The 12,737-nt window shown below is 64.9% G+C and carries 14 protein-coding genes; 3 read left to right on the top strand and 11 right to left on the bottom strand.

Features of this window, described 5'->3' with window-relative positions; translation table 11 throughout:
• Nucleotides 1–48: 48 nt before the first annotated feature.
• On the bottom strand, nucleotides 49–738 hold the full coding sequence (locus BMZ02_RS15270; RefSeq protein WP_091645612.1) for a matrixin family metalloprotease: 690 nt from the start codon (nucleotides 736–738) through the stop codon (nucleotides 49–51).
• A 272-nt stretch (nucleotides 739–1,010) separates the two neighbouring features.
• Here BMZ02_RS15270 and BMZ02_RS15265 point away from each other — a divergent pair, with 272 nt between their 5' ends.
• Nucleotides 1,011–1,427, top strand: coding sequence for a PRC-barrel domain-containing protein (locus BMZ02_RS15265; protein ID WP_091645444.1), 417 nt, complete (start codon nucleotides 1,011–1,013; stop codon nucleotides 1,425–1,427).
• 54 nt (nucleotides 1,428–1,481) lie between these two features.
• On the opposite strand, the gene BMZ02_RS15260 is transcribed toward BMZ02_RS15265, so the two are convergent.
• From BMZ02_RS15260 to BMZ02_RS15250, 3 genes are all read right to left on the bottom strand, one after another.
• On the bottom strand, nucleotides 1,482–2,027 hold the full coding sequence (locus BMZ02_RS15260) for an outer membrane beta-barrel protein (protein WP_091645442.1): 546 nt from the start codon (nucleotides 2,025–2,027) through the stop codon (nucleotides 1,482–1,484).
• Nucleotides 2,028–2,200: 173 nt separating this feature from the next.
• Nucleotides 2,201–3,217, bottom strand: coding sequence for a DUF5924 family protein (locus BMZ02_RS15255; protein ID WP_091645440.1), 1,017 nt, complete (start codon nucleotides 3,215–3,217; stop codon nucleotides 2,201–2,203).
• Between the two features lie 43 nt (nucleotides 3,218–3,260).
• Nucleotides 3,261–4,373 carry an NADH:flavin oxidoreductase gene (locus BMZ02_RS15250; protein ID WP_091645438.1) on the bottom strand — a complete coding sequence of 371 codons (1,113 nt, stop codon included), beginning with the start codon at nucleotides 4,371–4,373 and terminating at the stop codon, nucleotides 3,261–3,263.
• Between the two features lie 114 nt (nucleotides 4,374–4,487).
• Between BMZ02_RS15250 and BMZ02_RS15245 the strand changes: the two genes are divergently transcribed.
• Entirely contained in the window at nucleotides 4,488–4,946 is a 459-nt protein-coding gene (locus BMZ02_RS15245) for a winged helix-turn-helix transcriptional regulator (RefSeq protein WP_091645436.1), read from the top strand.
• Between the two features lie 5 nt (nucleotides 4,947–4,951).
• Here BMZ02_RS15245 and BMZ02_RS15240 read toward each other — a convergent pair whose 3' ends face one another.
• The 5 genes from BMZ02_RS15240 to BMZ02_RS15220 form a co-directional block, all read right to left on the bottom strand.
• Nucleotides 4,952–6,190, bottom strand: a complete 1,239-nt coding sequence (locus BMZ02_RS15240) for a histidine phosphatase family protein (protein WP_171909950.1) — start codon at nucleotides 6,188–6,190, stop codon at nucleotides 4,952–4,954.
• 229 nt (nucleotides 6,191–6,419) lie between these two features.
• Entirely contained in the window at nucleotides 6,420–8,831 is a 2,412-nt protein-coding gene (locus tag BMZ02_RS15235) for a TonB-dependent receptor plug domain-containing protein (RefSeq protein WP_091645432.1), read from the bottom strand.
• A 111-nt stretch (nucleotides 8,832–8,942) separates the two neighbouring features.
• Nucleotides 8,943–9,317: a hypothetical protein gene (locus BMZ02_RS15230; protein WP_139209238.1), complete on the bottom strand. Its 375-nt coding sequence runs from the start codon at nucleotides 9,315–9,317 to the stop codon at nucleotides 8,943–8,945.
• Between the two features lie 13 nt (nucleotides 9,318–9,330).
• A complete protein-coding gene (gene yghU, locus BMZ02_RS15225; RefSeq protein WP_091645429.1) occupies nucleotides 9,331–10,215 on the bottom strand; it encodes a glutathione-dependent disulfide-bond oxidoreductase in 885 nt (294 codons plus the stop codon).
• Nucleotides 10,216–10,336: 121 nt separating this feature from the next.
• Entirely contained in the window at nucleotides 10,337–11,236 is a 900-nt protein-coding gene (locus BMZ02_RS15220; protein ID WP_091645427.1) for an S-methyl-5'-thioadenosine phosphorylase, read from the bottom strand.
• A 143-nt stretch (nucleotides 11,237–11,379) separates the two neighbouring features.
• Between BMZ02_RS15220 and BMZ02_RS19310 the strand changes: the two genes are divergently transcribed.
• Nucleotides 11,380–11,502 (top strand): hypothetical protein, encoded by a 123-nt coding sequence (locus BMZ02_RS19310; RefSeq protein WP_281244346.1) that lies wholly within the window; start codon nucleotides 11,380–11,382, stop codon nucleotides 11,500–11,502.
• Here the strand turns inward: BMZ02_RS19310 and BMZ02_RS15215 are convergent.
• Together BMZ02_RS15215 and BMZ02_RS15210 are read right to left on the bottom strand one after the other, a co-directional pair.
• Nucleotides 11,499–11,921, bottom strand: a complete 423-nt coding sequence (locus BMZ02_RS15215) for a GFA family protein (protein WP_091645425.1) — start codon at nucleotides 11,919–11,921, stop codon at nucleotides 11,499–11,501. The two genes, BMZ02_RS19310 and BMZ02_RS15215, sit on opposite strands and share 4 nt — an antisense overlap.
• 18 nt (nucleotides 11,922–11,939) lie before the next feature.
• Nucleotides 11,940–12,557, bottom strand: a complete 618-nt coding sequence (locus BMZ02_RS15210) for a DNA-3-methyladenine glycosylase I (RefSeq protein WP_091645424.1) — start codon at nucleotides 12,555–12,557, stop codon at nucleotides 11,940–11,942.
• Nucleotides 12,558–12,737 lie beyond the last annotated feature (180 nt).

Below are 12,737 nucleotides of genomic sequence, written 5' to 3'. Positions count from 1 at the left end.
CGAAAAGCACCGTGTGAGACGACTTTCGGACACAACCGGCACACCTGCCTACCGGTCTGGATCACCGTCCGAGTCGAACAATGCATACTCACCGGAACCATCCCCGTAGAGCCGCTGCACCCCGCGCAGATCGCCGGGCTGCAACGCGTCGAACGCCTCGGTGTAGCGAAACCCCATCACCTGGCCGGACGGCCCGGGGTGGTCCAGGCCGATGGCGTGGCCGATTTCGTGAATCAGCGTGTAGCGGATGTCATAGACGTCCTTGTCCCCGTCAAACCCGACTTTCCACTCCTGCTCGGGATTCAGGCAGACCAGCGCCTGCTCGATAGGGCGCACGCCGGCTTCGGCCTCGCCGCCGTAAGCGACATTGGCGAACGCCCGCCCCCTCGGCCGGCCCTGGGCACCGACAATGATATCGGCCTCCCGGACATCGCTGACCCGATGGAACGACAGGCCCGCGGCGCGCTCCCATACCCGGAACGCCGCTGCGGTCTCGTGCTCCAGGGTCTCCATGGAGAGATCTCCTGCAGAAAGGGCCTTCATGGACTCCAGATCGCGACAGTTGCGCGCATTATCGAACCGCAGCGCCTCGTCGGCCAAGGCATAGCTCACCGTTGCTCCGGCACCCAGATGCTGCTCGCCCCACTTCACTTTGTAACCGTCCAGCTGAAGCAGCCGATACCCGCCTTCGTCGTCGTGGGCGGCCAGGATCGAGGCAAACGCCAGCAGGCCGGCAATCACGGCGGCCTGCGTGGGCGTATGGGCACGCACGGGTGTTGGCAACGCAGTCTCCGGTCAGCGGGATCTGGAGGCGGATTCTGAAGACCGTACAAGAGCGCTTCCCCGACTTTCCGGGACTGCGTCACAGGACCATGAACAGGTGCGCCACCGCACCGACAGCGCACGCGGTAATGCCCACGCTGAGAGAGACGGCGCTCCCGCATGGCGGGGGCTGCGTTACAGACCCAGGAGGGTCCGGCAGACTGCCGGCAAACAGAGGAGGAACAGTCATGAAGAAGCTAACCGCGCTGACCCTTGCCGCCGCCCTTGCCCCGGCACTGGCACTGAGTTCTGCGGCGTTCGCGGAGGACCGCGACGACATGCAGGCCGAGGCCGAGCACGCCGGCGAGCGGTACATGAGCGGCAAGCCCTCGGGTGCATTCTACGCCGACGATATGATCGGCAAGACCGTGAAGCACCGCGGGTCCGACGAGGACGTGGGCGAGATCAGGGACCTGGTGATCGGCGAGGACGGACGGATCGTGGGTGTTGTGGTCACCACCGGTGGCTTCCTGGGGCTCGGCGGACAGGATGTCGGCCTGGGCTGGGATCACCTGGAGCACACCATGGAGGACGACGAGTCCGTGTTCTACGTGGACATGGACGAGGAGACACTGCGGAACGCACCCGAGTACGAGCGCGACTGATCCCGGGCGAGGACGGTGGAGGCGCGGCGCGCCTCCACCGGTTCGCTGGCACGATCAGAAGTTGTATCCCATGCCCAGGGTATACGCCCAGGCGCCATCATCCGTGAACGCATCATCCACATCGCTGGAGCTGCTGAAGAACCACTGATACTCGACCCGTCCCAGGAGATAGGTCTTGGTGCGCACGTAGTACTTGCCACCGACTTCCAGCCCCGCGAAGCCGCTGTCCTTGACCCCGTCACCGTAGATCAGGCCCAGGCTGGCCCCGGCGAACGGCCGCATGCGTTCCGTGGCCGTGAACTGATAATCCACATACCCACGGGTGGTGCCATTCCAGAAGTCGTCCTTGAGAGCCTCGCCCTCGATGCTGGCGTAGTTGACGCTTTGCCGGACCCCCAGGATCAGGAAGTCCTGCAGATACCATCCCAGATCGCCGGTGACGCCGAAACTCCCACTATCAAGATTCTTGTCGCTGGACCCCGTACCCGAGATGGAGAACTCCCGGTCTCCGGCCACGGGGCCGAACTCCTGGGCGGACACCGCGAACGGCAACGCCCCCGCAAGGCCGAGCACGACCAACGCCGCTTTCAGGTTGTTCATGCCGCACTACTCCCACATCGAGACCCGCTGAGCCCGATGCCGCGAGGCGTCGCTCAGGCCCGGAGCCCACGGGCGCTGTAGTCGATGAATCGGCCTGAGCCTTGCCAGCGTGCAGGGCGGCCTGCGGCGGTGTCTGTGCGGCCGCATACGGAAGGTACTAACCGTTCAACAAGTTAGTCACAGTCGATGTGAAAGTCGATCTGGCCGATGAGCTGACCGGACTCGGTGCGCACCCGCACCCGCCATTGCCCGTTAGGTTCATCGGGGAAGTTTTCCTTGTAGGTCCAGATCCGGTAGCCCTCTTCCCGGCCACCGAACACCTCGACGTCCATGCGGTCCTGGAGGCGGCCGTTGTGGCTCCATTCGTGGTGGACCGATTCATTGAGCCCCCGTGGTGCCCGGACGCCGGAGAACGCGTAGACACGATCACCGTCAAGCTCTCCCGGACAGAGCACCTCCTTCGTGCCATTGGCGCGGCGCATGTCTTCGTCCATGTCGTCGGTAATCGCCATGTCCGTCAGCCAGAACGTCGCCGGAGGCACGATCGCGCGACCGAACCAGGCGGACGCACCCAGCGCGAGCGTCAACGCCACCAGCCCGGCGATGCCGGCCAGCCCCCGGGCCGGAAAAGTATGGGTGAGACTGGGGAGTGCAAAAACGACCGTCAGCGCTGTCGCAATGGCGTAGGTCTGCGGCGTACTCAGGTGGACGATGATCGGCAACGCCGTCAGCAGCGTCACGAAGATGGCCGTGGCGTGGTAGGCGAGGTAAAGCCACCGCCGCTGCGTCAGGCGGCCGTGGTAGACAGGATCCCAGATGGACACCACCGCCGCCGCACCGATCGCCAGAGTGAACAGCGCCTGGGTACTGGTCCAGGTGGTGGTGATCAGGAAGAACGGCAGCACGAAGAAGAAGCTTTCCTGGTGCACCAGCTGCGCGCTGAAGTGCACCACCGGCGCCGGCACCTCCATACCCAACCAGCGCCCGACCAGCAGCCTGATCGGGCGCTCGAGCAGCAGCAGTACCCAACTGGCCAGCACCAGCGCCGCAACAGCACTCGCCATGCCCTCCTGGCGATCAACCAGCAGGAAACTGCCCACACCGGATAGAAAACCGATCAGGGCAAACAGGTACGGGTGCCGGCGAACGAAAACAGCCAGCCGCAGGATCTTGACTTTATAGGCAGCCATCGCGGGCCGAGTCTACCTCATAACCGACCGGCCCGCGCCTGCTTCAGTACAGCGCCTTCAACGACTTCCTGGCGAACGGCTCGACCTGATCCGCCCGGCCCTCCTTGACCTTCAACAGCCACTCCGGGTCCTGCAGCAGTGCACGGCCCACGGCGATCAGGTCGAACTCGTCATTGGTCATCCGCCCCACCAGCTCGTCGATGCCTGACTGCTCCACCTGCTCCTGCTTGCTGGCCATGGTGCCGCTGATGAAGTCCTCGGTGAGGCCAACGCTGCCGACCGACATGGTGGGCATGCCGGTGAGCTTCTTCACCCAGCCGGCGAGATTCAGATCCGAGCCCTCGAACTCCGGCTCCCAGAAACGGCGGGTCGACGCGTGGAAGATATCGACGCCGGCCGCCACCAGCGGCTTCAGCCACTGCTCAAGCTCCTCCGGCGTGTGCGCCAGGCGGGCGTTGTAGTCCTGCATCTTCCACTGGGAGAAGCGCAGCATGACCGGGAAATCGGGGCTGACCCGCGCACGGATCGCCTCGATGATCTCGATGGCGAAGCGCTGCCGGTTGGCCATGGAGCCACCGTACTCGTCGTCGCGCTGGTTGGTGCCTTCCCAGAAGAACTGGTCGATCAGGTAGCCGTGCGCCCCGTGGACCTCGACGCCGTCAAAACCCAGCGCCTCGGCATCGGCCGCAGCATCGGCGAACGCCTTGACCACGTCCTGGATATCCTCTTTGGTCATGGCCTTGCCGTTGGGCTTGCCGGGGGCGAACAGCCCGGACGGGCTATAGCCCGGGACCGACGGGTCGGGCTCGGTGCCTTCCCGGCGCACGGCACCCACGTGCCAGAGCTGCGGGAAGATCTCGCCGCCCTCCTCGTGCACGGCATCGGCCACTTTCTTCCACCCTCCCAGGGCCGCCTCGCCATGGAAGAACGGCACGTCCGGATAGCCGTTGGCGGCCTTGTGGTTCACCGTGGTGCCTTCCGTGATCAGCAGCCCCACCTCGCCGGCGGCGCGCCGACGGTAGTAGGCCACCACGTCGTCATTGGGCACATTGCCCGGTGAGAAATTGCGCGTCATCGGCGCCATGGCGACGCGGTTGCGCAGCTTCAGGGATTTCACCTGATACGGTTCAAACAGCGGGCCGACGTTGCTGGACATGGCGCAATACTCCTGATGGTCGGGCGCGGCGTCACCGACGCCGCAGTCTGGTTTTGTTTTGAAACCTTATTGATTCAAGTTTCATATTGCAACCAATTTGGATACGCTGACCCCATGGTGAAGAAACGCTTCGATGACGCCTCCTGCTCCGTCGCCCGCGCCCTCGACGAGGTGGGCGACTGGTGGTCGCTGCTGGTGGTACTGCAGGCCATGTACGGCACGCGCCGGTTCGTGGATTTCCAGCAGCAGCTCGGTATCGCCCGTAACATCCTGTGTGACCGGCTCGGCCGGCTGGTGGAGCACGCCGTGCTGGAGAAGGTGGACGTGGGCGAACACGGCTCACGCTTCGAGTATCGCCTCACCCAGAAAGGCCGGGACCTCTTCCCGGTGGTCATCGCCCTGCGCCAGTGGGGCGACAAGTGGAACCCGGCCCCCGACGCCCCGCACCTGGACCTGCGCGACCGCCGCACCGGTCGGCCGGTGCGACTGGTCCAGGTGGAGGACGCCGACGGCAACCCGCTGTCGGTGCGGGATGTGTTTCTGCCCGACCAGACCGGGCAGCAACGCGCCTGACCTCTTTACTTCAGGAACGTCCTGCAGTCGGTCAGTAGCACCACATTCAACAGGCGGCCACTGAACCTGCTGGTCCCCATGAGATTGCGCTGGGTGTAATCGGCGATTCCGTTGGCGGAGGAGCGAATGCGAGACAGGATCGCCGCCTCGCGCTCATCCTCGCTCATATCCTCGTCCGGAAGAGGTAGATCAAGCGCGATGCGCTCGATGTCATCTCGGACACACAGCAGTTCCGAAAATACCCCGGCGGCCGGATCATGATCACTCAGCAGATAGAATCCGTGCCCGGCCTCGCGCTCCTGCGCCCTCGCAATGAACGAGAAGTCCAGCATGCCCGTGACCTCGATGACGTCGCCCGCCATGCGGCTATCCGCCCTCCCTCCCAGCTCGGCAATGGCATGGCCCACGGTAATATGAGGAACGCGACCATCCGGGTGGAGCGCCTCATCCCCGTGTAGCCAGGCCTTGGACTCCGCAACATCCAGCGCCTTCTCGCCGATCTCGTGGACAACCGGGGCGGCCGCTTCGGCAGCATTGCTGATCCGCTCGCGCAAAGGGCCGTCATAGGCCGCTTTCGCCAACAGCGCATAGTAGTCGGTGACGGACATATCGATCGCCGGGTCATCATCAACGCGGCGGGCAAGCTCCAGCTGGGCTGCATTACGCACTCGGCCTCGCCGATGCCCCCCGGCTTCCGCCGCCCAGGCATTCCTGAAGAGCGCTTCCACATCACGCATATGCGCGTGGACAGCCACGGCCATGGCGACTGCATCCTCGCCCTGCCAGGCGCCGGTTTCGTCACCAAGCACCGCCACCTGTTCGCGCAGGTCGTCTTTCGAGAAGCGGGCGACAAGCTCGAAGCCGTCGCTGCTATCATCCGGGCGAAAGACCGCCATCTCCCCCTCGCGCAAGTGCACACCGGCGGCGCTCTGGAGATTCAGGTTGTGCCCGACCAGGACCCGGTTGGCCTCCTCAGGCGGGTCGGATAACAGCTGCCGGAGACCAGCCACGACGTCATCGACAAGCGGGCCTTGTGACAGCGCCGGCTGGTTGAAAAGGGCGGCGTCATTGTGTTCAACGGATTTCCAGGGGAAGCCGCGCTCGGCCGTCTCCAGATTACGGCAGTAGCTGCTGGAGTATACGGCTCCTGCCCGAAACCCCATCTTGCGCAGCAGACGCCCCACCGTCGCCGCCTGCTCGCGCCCCTCATCCGAGAGTGTGCGCTGCGCGTCGCAGTCGCTCATCACGTCCTCACCCGGCAACCCTTGACCACGGTACCTGGACACTCCGTGGTCCCGCTCCTCCTGGTCTGTCAGCGCATGCCGCCAATAGAGCACATGGCCAGTGCCGCTCAACGTCTCCGCCAGCGTTCCGCGATTCTCGGGCGAAGCGTGAGAAGACGCGGCCAGCATCGTCGAGACTGCAAGTACTGCCGCCCCCAGCATTCGATGGATGGGTTTCATCACGCCCCCGTCAGAATCGCACCGCGCCGCTGAGCCAGTACTGCCGGCCCATCTCGAACTGCGACCGCTGGTCCTCGGGCGCCTGCCGGTTGTTGAAGAGGCTGAACACCTCGGCATCCAGCTCCAGTTGCAGGCGTTGCCCCAGTGGCGGCCGCCAGGACACCCCCACGTCAACCGTGGTCACGGCATCGATGCTGGCTTCCTCGAACACATCCAGCCCTGTATCCGGGTCGGGGACGAATGAGGACACCACACGGTCATAACCGGCCACGTAGTTCACCACGACACTGCTCTGGAGGTGCCAGCGCGGGAACCTGTGCAGATAGGCGAAGTTGGCTTCCCAGGGGCGGTTGTAGTCCGAGCGGGGCAGCTCCGAGCGGGCAATCTGGTCGCCCTCGAAAATGACCTGGCCGGTCTCCTCGCCGAAATCGGGGTCATAGCTGAGATCACCGCTGTCGGACTCCTGCCAGGTCACGTTGGCCAACACTGACGCGTTCTGCCAGCGTGCCTGCCAGTTCAGGCGAACGGACTGATAATCGGTCCGGCCGTCGTTGGTCATGGGGCTGTCGAGCTGTTCCCCCGGCCCAGGGTCCCGATCCCGGCGCATGAACTCGTCACGGTAGTCACGGCGGACGTACTGCAGATCCACCAGCCCCCATCCATCAATGCGCTGCTCGATCCCGACGGAGTACTCGTCCGCATAGGGCGTGCGCAGGTCGTCGTCGAAACGGAAGTTCGGAAACGCCTCGCCGGTGCGCTCCCAGTCACCCGGCTGACCGTTCTCCAGCTCCCGCTCTTCATCAAAGATCGGGTTGCGGCCTTCGCGCAGTTTGAAACCGAGAAACGTGCGCCCGTAGTAGCGGCCGGCACCGGCTTTCAAGGTGGTCGCGCCGTCGTCGAACAGATCGTAGCGCCCGTAAAGGCGTGGGGCGATATCGTGGTTCTGCAGCAGGTCGTTGTAGTCGTACCGCAGCCCACCGCGCAGCATGAAACGGCCGAAGGTCATTTCATCCTCGACGAACAGGGCCATGCGCGCCAGCGAGGCGGACGTGCTGCTCTCCGGCGTGAAGCTGCGCTCTTCCATGAACTGCTCGCCCTCGATACAGGCGGGATCGTCGGCCGCGCAGTCGTCAGGGGTATCCCCGGAGCCCCGGCTGTCACGACTGGAGAGTGTGTAATTCGAGGCTTCATCGACGTCGAACCGGCCCTCGGTATAGCCCAACTCGCCGCCGAACGTCAGTACGTGGGAGGTGCGCCCCACGTCAACGGCCGGAGCGGTGAACGCGGTATGGGAGTCGACGCCCTGCTCGTACTTGTCGATGTCACCGAAGCCGCCCTGGGTGCACCAGATATCGCTGGTGCAGTCCGCCTTGCTGCCAACGGGCGCCCAGTTGAAGCGGTTGGAATCCGAGCGACGCCGGTTTTCGGAGTGCTGCACGCCGAGCCGCTGCTTCAGCGTTCCCCCGGCGACCGGCAGCAGCATGCGGGAGTTGAGCCCGGTGCTGATGGTCTGGTGCCTAAGCGTGACGTCGGACGGATCGCGGTTTCTCGAGGCACCGAAATCGGTGCCTTCGTAAGGTGCATGGACACCCGTGAATTCAAGCAGGCCTCCGCCCTCGAGGTCGTGCTCGACCTTGCCGAGATAGTGGTCGCTGGTGTTGCGCTCGGTGGCGGTTTGCCCATCGTCATCGCTGGACTCGAAGTCCACCCGAGACTGCAGCCGACTCGCCGACAGGAGCGCTCGCGTGCGATCACCCAGTGGCCCGGAAACGTAAGCATCTCCTTGCCGTTTGCTGAACCGGGGCTCGGGTGCATCAGGCGCTGCTTCCCGGCGCTGGAACTGCGACCAACCGGGGCGCTGCCCGCCCACGCCCACGCGCCCCGTGAGCACGGGCGAGGCGGAGATGGTGTCCACGTCCACCACGCCCCCCGTGAATCCGCCTTCCGTTACCCGGATATTGCTGTCCTGAACCGATACGGACTCGATCAGGTGCCCGGGCAGAAACTGACGATTCTGGTGCCCGGGGGTGTCGTAGGGCACCGTTTCCCGGTCCCAGCCCGGATCCAGCAGGCTGTCGTTCGCAAACCCGTCCACTGTGAAACGGTTCTGGTAGAAACGGCCGCCGGAAATGGACAGCCGCTCCGGGTCGACCTCGCCGGCCCGGCCGGCGCTACCGGTGCCGGAGCCCGTCTGCACACCCGGCGACAGCCGGGCGATGCGGGCGACATCGCCATCGCCCCGCGGCAAGCCGTCGACCTCGAACCTGGAGAAGTCTGTGGCCCCGTCACCGGACGTCACCGGCACCACCAGAATGGGCCCCAGGACACTGTATTCCGCGGCAGCCGATTCATCGCCATGGGCTGAGAATGATACGAGTGCCGCCGTTGCGAGCGCACCCCCCAGAAGTGAATTACGCGTCATCCCGCCTCCGTTATGTTATATCGTACCTTGCTAACATAACGAAGCTGTCAAGCCTGTTCAGCGCAGCCCACTCAATCGATTCGCTGAACGACGCCCCGCGCCGCGGGTCGACTAGGCGCTGACCGGCGACCGGCAGGTACCACACACCCGCTGGCGCGAGGAGATGCGCGTGGTACGGGCCTTGTGGCGTTTGTTGTCCCAGCACAAGGGGCAGTAAAGAGCGTCGTCGCCGTCGAAGCGATAGCAGCCGTTCTTCACCTCCACCGGCTCGTCACTCCCCGCTGCCGCCTGCTTCAGGGTGCGGTTCTCGGATTCGAGCGATGCGATCCGCTCCTGCAGCTGGTCAGCTTCCCGCCGTGCCGCGTCCAGTTTCGCGCCCAACTCGGTGATGCGGGCATCCAGCGCTGCCCGCTCACCGTCTACAGCCAGCCCGTGCAGTTGCGCCAGCAACTCCACGGCTTCATCCAGTGACGAGACTGTTGCCATTGGTGCTGCCCCGCTACTCGCCCTTGGCCGCATCGAGCTTGTCCTGGGTGCGCAGCGCGAAGTCGCTGGCGTCGTGACGCTCGGGGAGCTGCTCGTGGGGCTCGCCCCAGACGCGGTTGACCATCCGGCCCCGCGCCACGGCCGGGCGCTGATCGATGGTTTCCGCCCAGCGGACCACATGCTCGTAGGAATGCACCTGCAGGTACTCGGCCGCATCGTAGAGCCGCCCCAGTGCCAATGCGCCGTACCACGGCCAGATGGCCATGTCGGCAATGGTGTAATCGTCGCCTGCCACATAGGGCCGCTGGGCCAGCGTCCGGTCGAGGACGTCGAGCTGACGCTTCACTTCCATGGTGAAGCGGTTGATCGGGTACTCGTAGTTCTCCGGGGCGTAGGCGTAGAAATGGCCGAAGCCACCGCCCAGCAGCGGCGCCATGCCCATCTGCCAGAATAGCCAGTTCATGCATTCCGTGCGGCCGCGGGCGTCCTGCGGCATGAAGGCGCCGAACTTCTCTGCCAGATAGAACAGGATCGAGCCGGACTCGAACACCCGTGTCGACGGCGTGGTGCTCTGATCCACCATGGCGGGGATTTTGGAGTTGGGGTTGATCTCGACGAAGCCGCTGCCGAACTGCTCCCCTTCCGTGATACGGATCAGGTGCGCGTCGTACTCGGCGCCCTGGTGCCCGAGCGCCAGCAACTCCTCCAGCATGATGGTGACCTTCACGCCGTTGGGCGTGGCCAGTGAGTAGAGCTGCAGGGGGTGCTTCCCCACGGGTAGAGCCTTTTCGTGGGTGGGCCCGGCGATGGGGCGGTTGATGCTGGCGAACTTGCCGCCACTCTCGGCGTCCCAGGTCCAGACTCTCGGCGGGGTGTACGTGGCGTCGCTACTGGCCATTCAGACTCTCCCGGCTGCATGAGAAAAACAGAACTGCAGCCACCGCGTGTAGCAGCTGCAGATCCGCATCATAGCGGAACAATGGGAGCGACCCGCCCGAAGTTCAAGCGCGACGCGCCGGTTATAGCCGCCGCCCGGCCACGGCATCCAGTTTACGGACGATATCCGGGTCGCGGCGCTCCGGTGCAGTCACAATGGCCACGTCCAGGGCTTGATCGGCTTCCGGGCAAGGCGGGTGTTCGCGTGGAAACGTGCTGCCCAATCGACGGATGACGCGCTTCGCCTGCTCCGTATTTCGCTTCATCACCGCCAGCACCCCGGCCACGTCGACAGCGTCGTGGGTGTCGTGCCAGCAGTCGTAGTCGGTGACCATGGCCACGGTCGCATACGCCAGCTCGGCCTCGCGAGCCAGCTTCGCCTCCGGCATATTGGTCATGCCGATCACGTCACAGCCCCAGGACCGGTACAGCCGCGACTCCGCCCGGGACGAGAACTGCGGCCCGTCGATGACGACGTAAGTCCCGGATTCCGAGGCGTCGACCTGCTCTTGTGCCATCGCCTCCCGGAGAAGCGTGACCAGGGTGGGGCTGACCGGATCGGCCATGGAGACATGGGCCACACAGCCGGCGCCGAAGAAGCTCCGCTCCCGGTCGCGGGTCTGGTCGATGAACTGGTCCACCAGCACGAACTGCCCTGGCGGATAGTCCTCACGCAGTGAACCGCACGCGGAGAACGAGACGAGATCGGTGACACCCGCCCGTTTCAGGGCATCAATGTTGGCGCGGTAGTTGATATCGCCGGGCGCCAGACGATGGCCGCGTCCATGGCGCGGCAGGAATCTGACCGGCAGGCCGTCGATCTCCGCGAACAGGATCTCGTCCGACGCCTCGCCCCACGGGCTTTCGACGCCTTCCCAACGCGCATTGTCGAGGCCAGGCAGATCATAGAGTCCGCTCCCGCCGATGATGCCGAGCACCGCCTGTTTCCGCCCGGCTGCGTCTTCGTCCCTGTCCGTTGTCATACCGTCCCCAATCCAGTTTCATACGTCGTACTGCGAGTGGCTGCGCATCGCGCCTGCATGGTATCGAATCGCAACAGGCTCCGCCCTCGCAACGCGCGGGCGGGGCCCTGTCCCATTTCCGTTGCAGGAGGCGTAACGTGTTGATGAACAGCCGTGACGCAGGTGCACCGAGGAGCGAGACATTCGCGGAAGCCCGCTCGGGCATGCAGGCGATGGGCGAAGTCTATCGCGCGCTGTCCAGCGCATACGGTGAGCGCCTCGCCTAGCTGCCTGAATACTGCGCAAACACCTCGGCGCCGGTGAGCGCCCTGGTCTTCTCGGCGAACGAGTAGAAGGCGGGCTTGTGATCGATGAAGATCTCCTCGGACAGCGTCCACGCCCCGTCGCCGTCGAACAGCCCCACAGGAATGGCGTAGAAGCCATCCTCCTTCAGGCGGTAGAACAGGTGTGTGCCACAGACCCGGCAGAAGCCGCGCTCCGCCCATTCCGAGGAGCTGAACGTGGCGATCTGATCCTCGCCCTGGAACGTCACGGCACTTCCGCACTCGACCGCCATGAGCGGCCCACCACCCCACTTCCGGCACATGACGCAGTGGCACACGCCCATGTGATCGCTTTTCACCGTGGCAACGACGCTGACGGCGCCGCAGAGGCAGGCACCACGGTGTTCGGTTGCTGAGTCCATGTCTTTCTCCCTCCGTATTCAGCGGCCGACAACGGGCCGCACGAACGACTCCCGTGCGTGCGCGGCAGCGCCGCGAATCACGCAACCCTCGGCATGGTCATTGATCAGTCCCATGGCCTGCATAAAAGCGTAGACGGTTGTGGGGCCGACGAACCTCCAACCGAGTTTCTTGAGATCACGGGACAATGCAACCGACTCCGCTGAAGTCGATACCGTCTGCGGCGCGGCAGCCGGCGCCCCGTCCGGCTCGTAGCGCCAGAAGAACGCAGCCAGCGACCCGTGCTGCTCGGCCATCGCCCGGGCTTTCTGCGCATTATTGATCACCGCCTCGATCTTGCCGCGGTGGCGAACAATGCCGGCGTCGCCCAGCAGCCGCTCCACATCGCCGTGACCGAATCCGGCCACGCGCTCGAAATCGAACCCATGGAAAGCGGCGCGAAAGTTCTCCCGCTTGGCGAGAATCGTGCGCCAGCTCAGACCGGACTGGAAACTCTCCAGGCTCAGCTTCTCGAACAGCCGGCGGTCGTCACGCACCGGGAACCCCCATTCGGTGTCGTGGTAGGCCAGCATGTCCGGTGCCGTCCCGCACCAGGCGCAACGCGGTTGCCCGTCCGGCGCCGGGGTCTCCTTGGTCATGGTCGATGCCTCTCAAAGTGACGCGCAATCCACAACATACACGCAGCGCCCGATTACCGCATGCCGATCGGAGCCACAGCGCTCACCATCAAAACGCGAACCAGCCCCGTGGCGTCCACTCCGCATCGAGGGTCTGGGTCTCCGGGTCGAAGCGGTAGACGTTGATGCCGCCCTTGGGGC

Source organism: Aquisalimonas asiatica (genome assembly GCF_900110585.1).
Taxonomy (GTDB): Bacteria; Pseudomonadota; Gammaproteobacteria; order Nitrococcales; family Aquisalimonadaceae; genus Aquisalimonas; species Aquisalimonas asiatica.
This window is presented reverse-complemented; position numbering and strand designations above follow the sequence as displayed.

Coding starts and splice junctions, on each gene's coding strand:
- BMZ02_RS15265 (WP_091645444.1), top strand. CDS start 1,011: ATGAAGAAGCTAACCGCGCTGACCCTTGCCGCCGCCCTTGCCCCGGCA.
- BMZ02_RS15260 (WP_091645442.1), bottom strand. CDS start 2,027: ATGAACAACCTGAAAGCGGCGTTGGTCGTGCTCGGCCTTGCGGGGGCG.
- BMZ02_RS15255 (WP_091645440.1), bottom strand. CDS start 3,217: ATGGCTGCCTATAAAGTCAAGATCCTGCGGCTGGCTGTTTTCGTTCGC.
- BMZ02_RS15250 (WP_091645438.1), bottom strand. CDS start 4,373: ATGTCCAGCAACGTCGGCCCGCTGTTTGAACCGTATCAGGTGAAATCC.
- BMZ02_RS15245 (WP_091645436.1), top strand. CDS start 4,488: ATGGTGAAGAAACGCTTCGATGACGCCTCCTGCTCCGTCGCCCGCGCC.
- BMZ02_RS15240 (WP_171909950.1), bottom strand. CDS start 6,190: ATGAGCGACTGCGACGCGCAGCGCACACTCTCGGATGAGGGGCGCGAG.
- BMZ02_RS15235 (WP_091645432.1), bottom strand. CDS start 8,831: ATGACGCGTAATTCACTTCTGGGGGGTGCGCTCGCAACGGCGGCACTC.
- BMZ02_RS15230 (WP_139209238.1), bottom strand. CDS start 9,317: ATGGCAACAGTCTCGTCACTGGATGAAGCCGTGGAGTTGCTGGCGCAA.
- yghU (WP_091645429.1), bottom strand. CDS start 10,215: ATGGCCAGTAGCGACGCCACGTACACCCCGCCGAGAGTCTGGACCTGG.
- BMZ02_RS15220 (WP_091645427.1), bottom strand. CDS start 11,236: ATGACAACGGACAGGGACGAAGACGCAGCCGGGCGGAAACAGGCGGTG.
- BMZ02_RS19310 (WP_281244346.1), top strand. CDS start 11,380: ATGAACAGCCGTGACGCAGGTGCACCGAGGAGCGAGACATTCGCGGAA.
- BMZ02_RS15215 (WP_091645425.1), bottom strand. CDS start 11,921: ATGGACTCAGCAACCGAACACCGTGGTGCCTGCCTCTGCGGCGCCGTC.
- BMZ02_RS15210 (WP_091645424.1), bottom strand. CDS start 12,557: ATGACCAAGGAGACCCCGGCGCCGGACGGGCAACCGCGTTGCGCCTGG.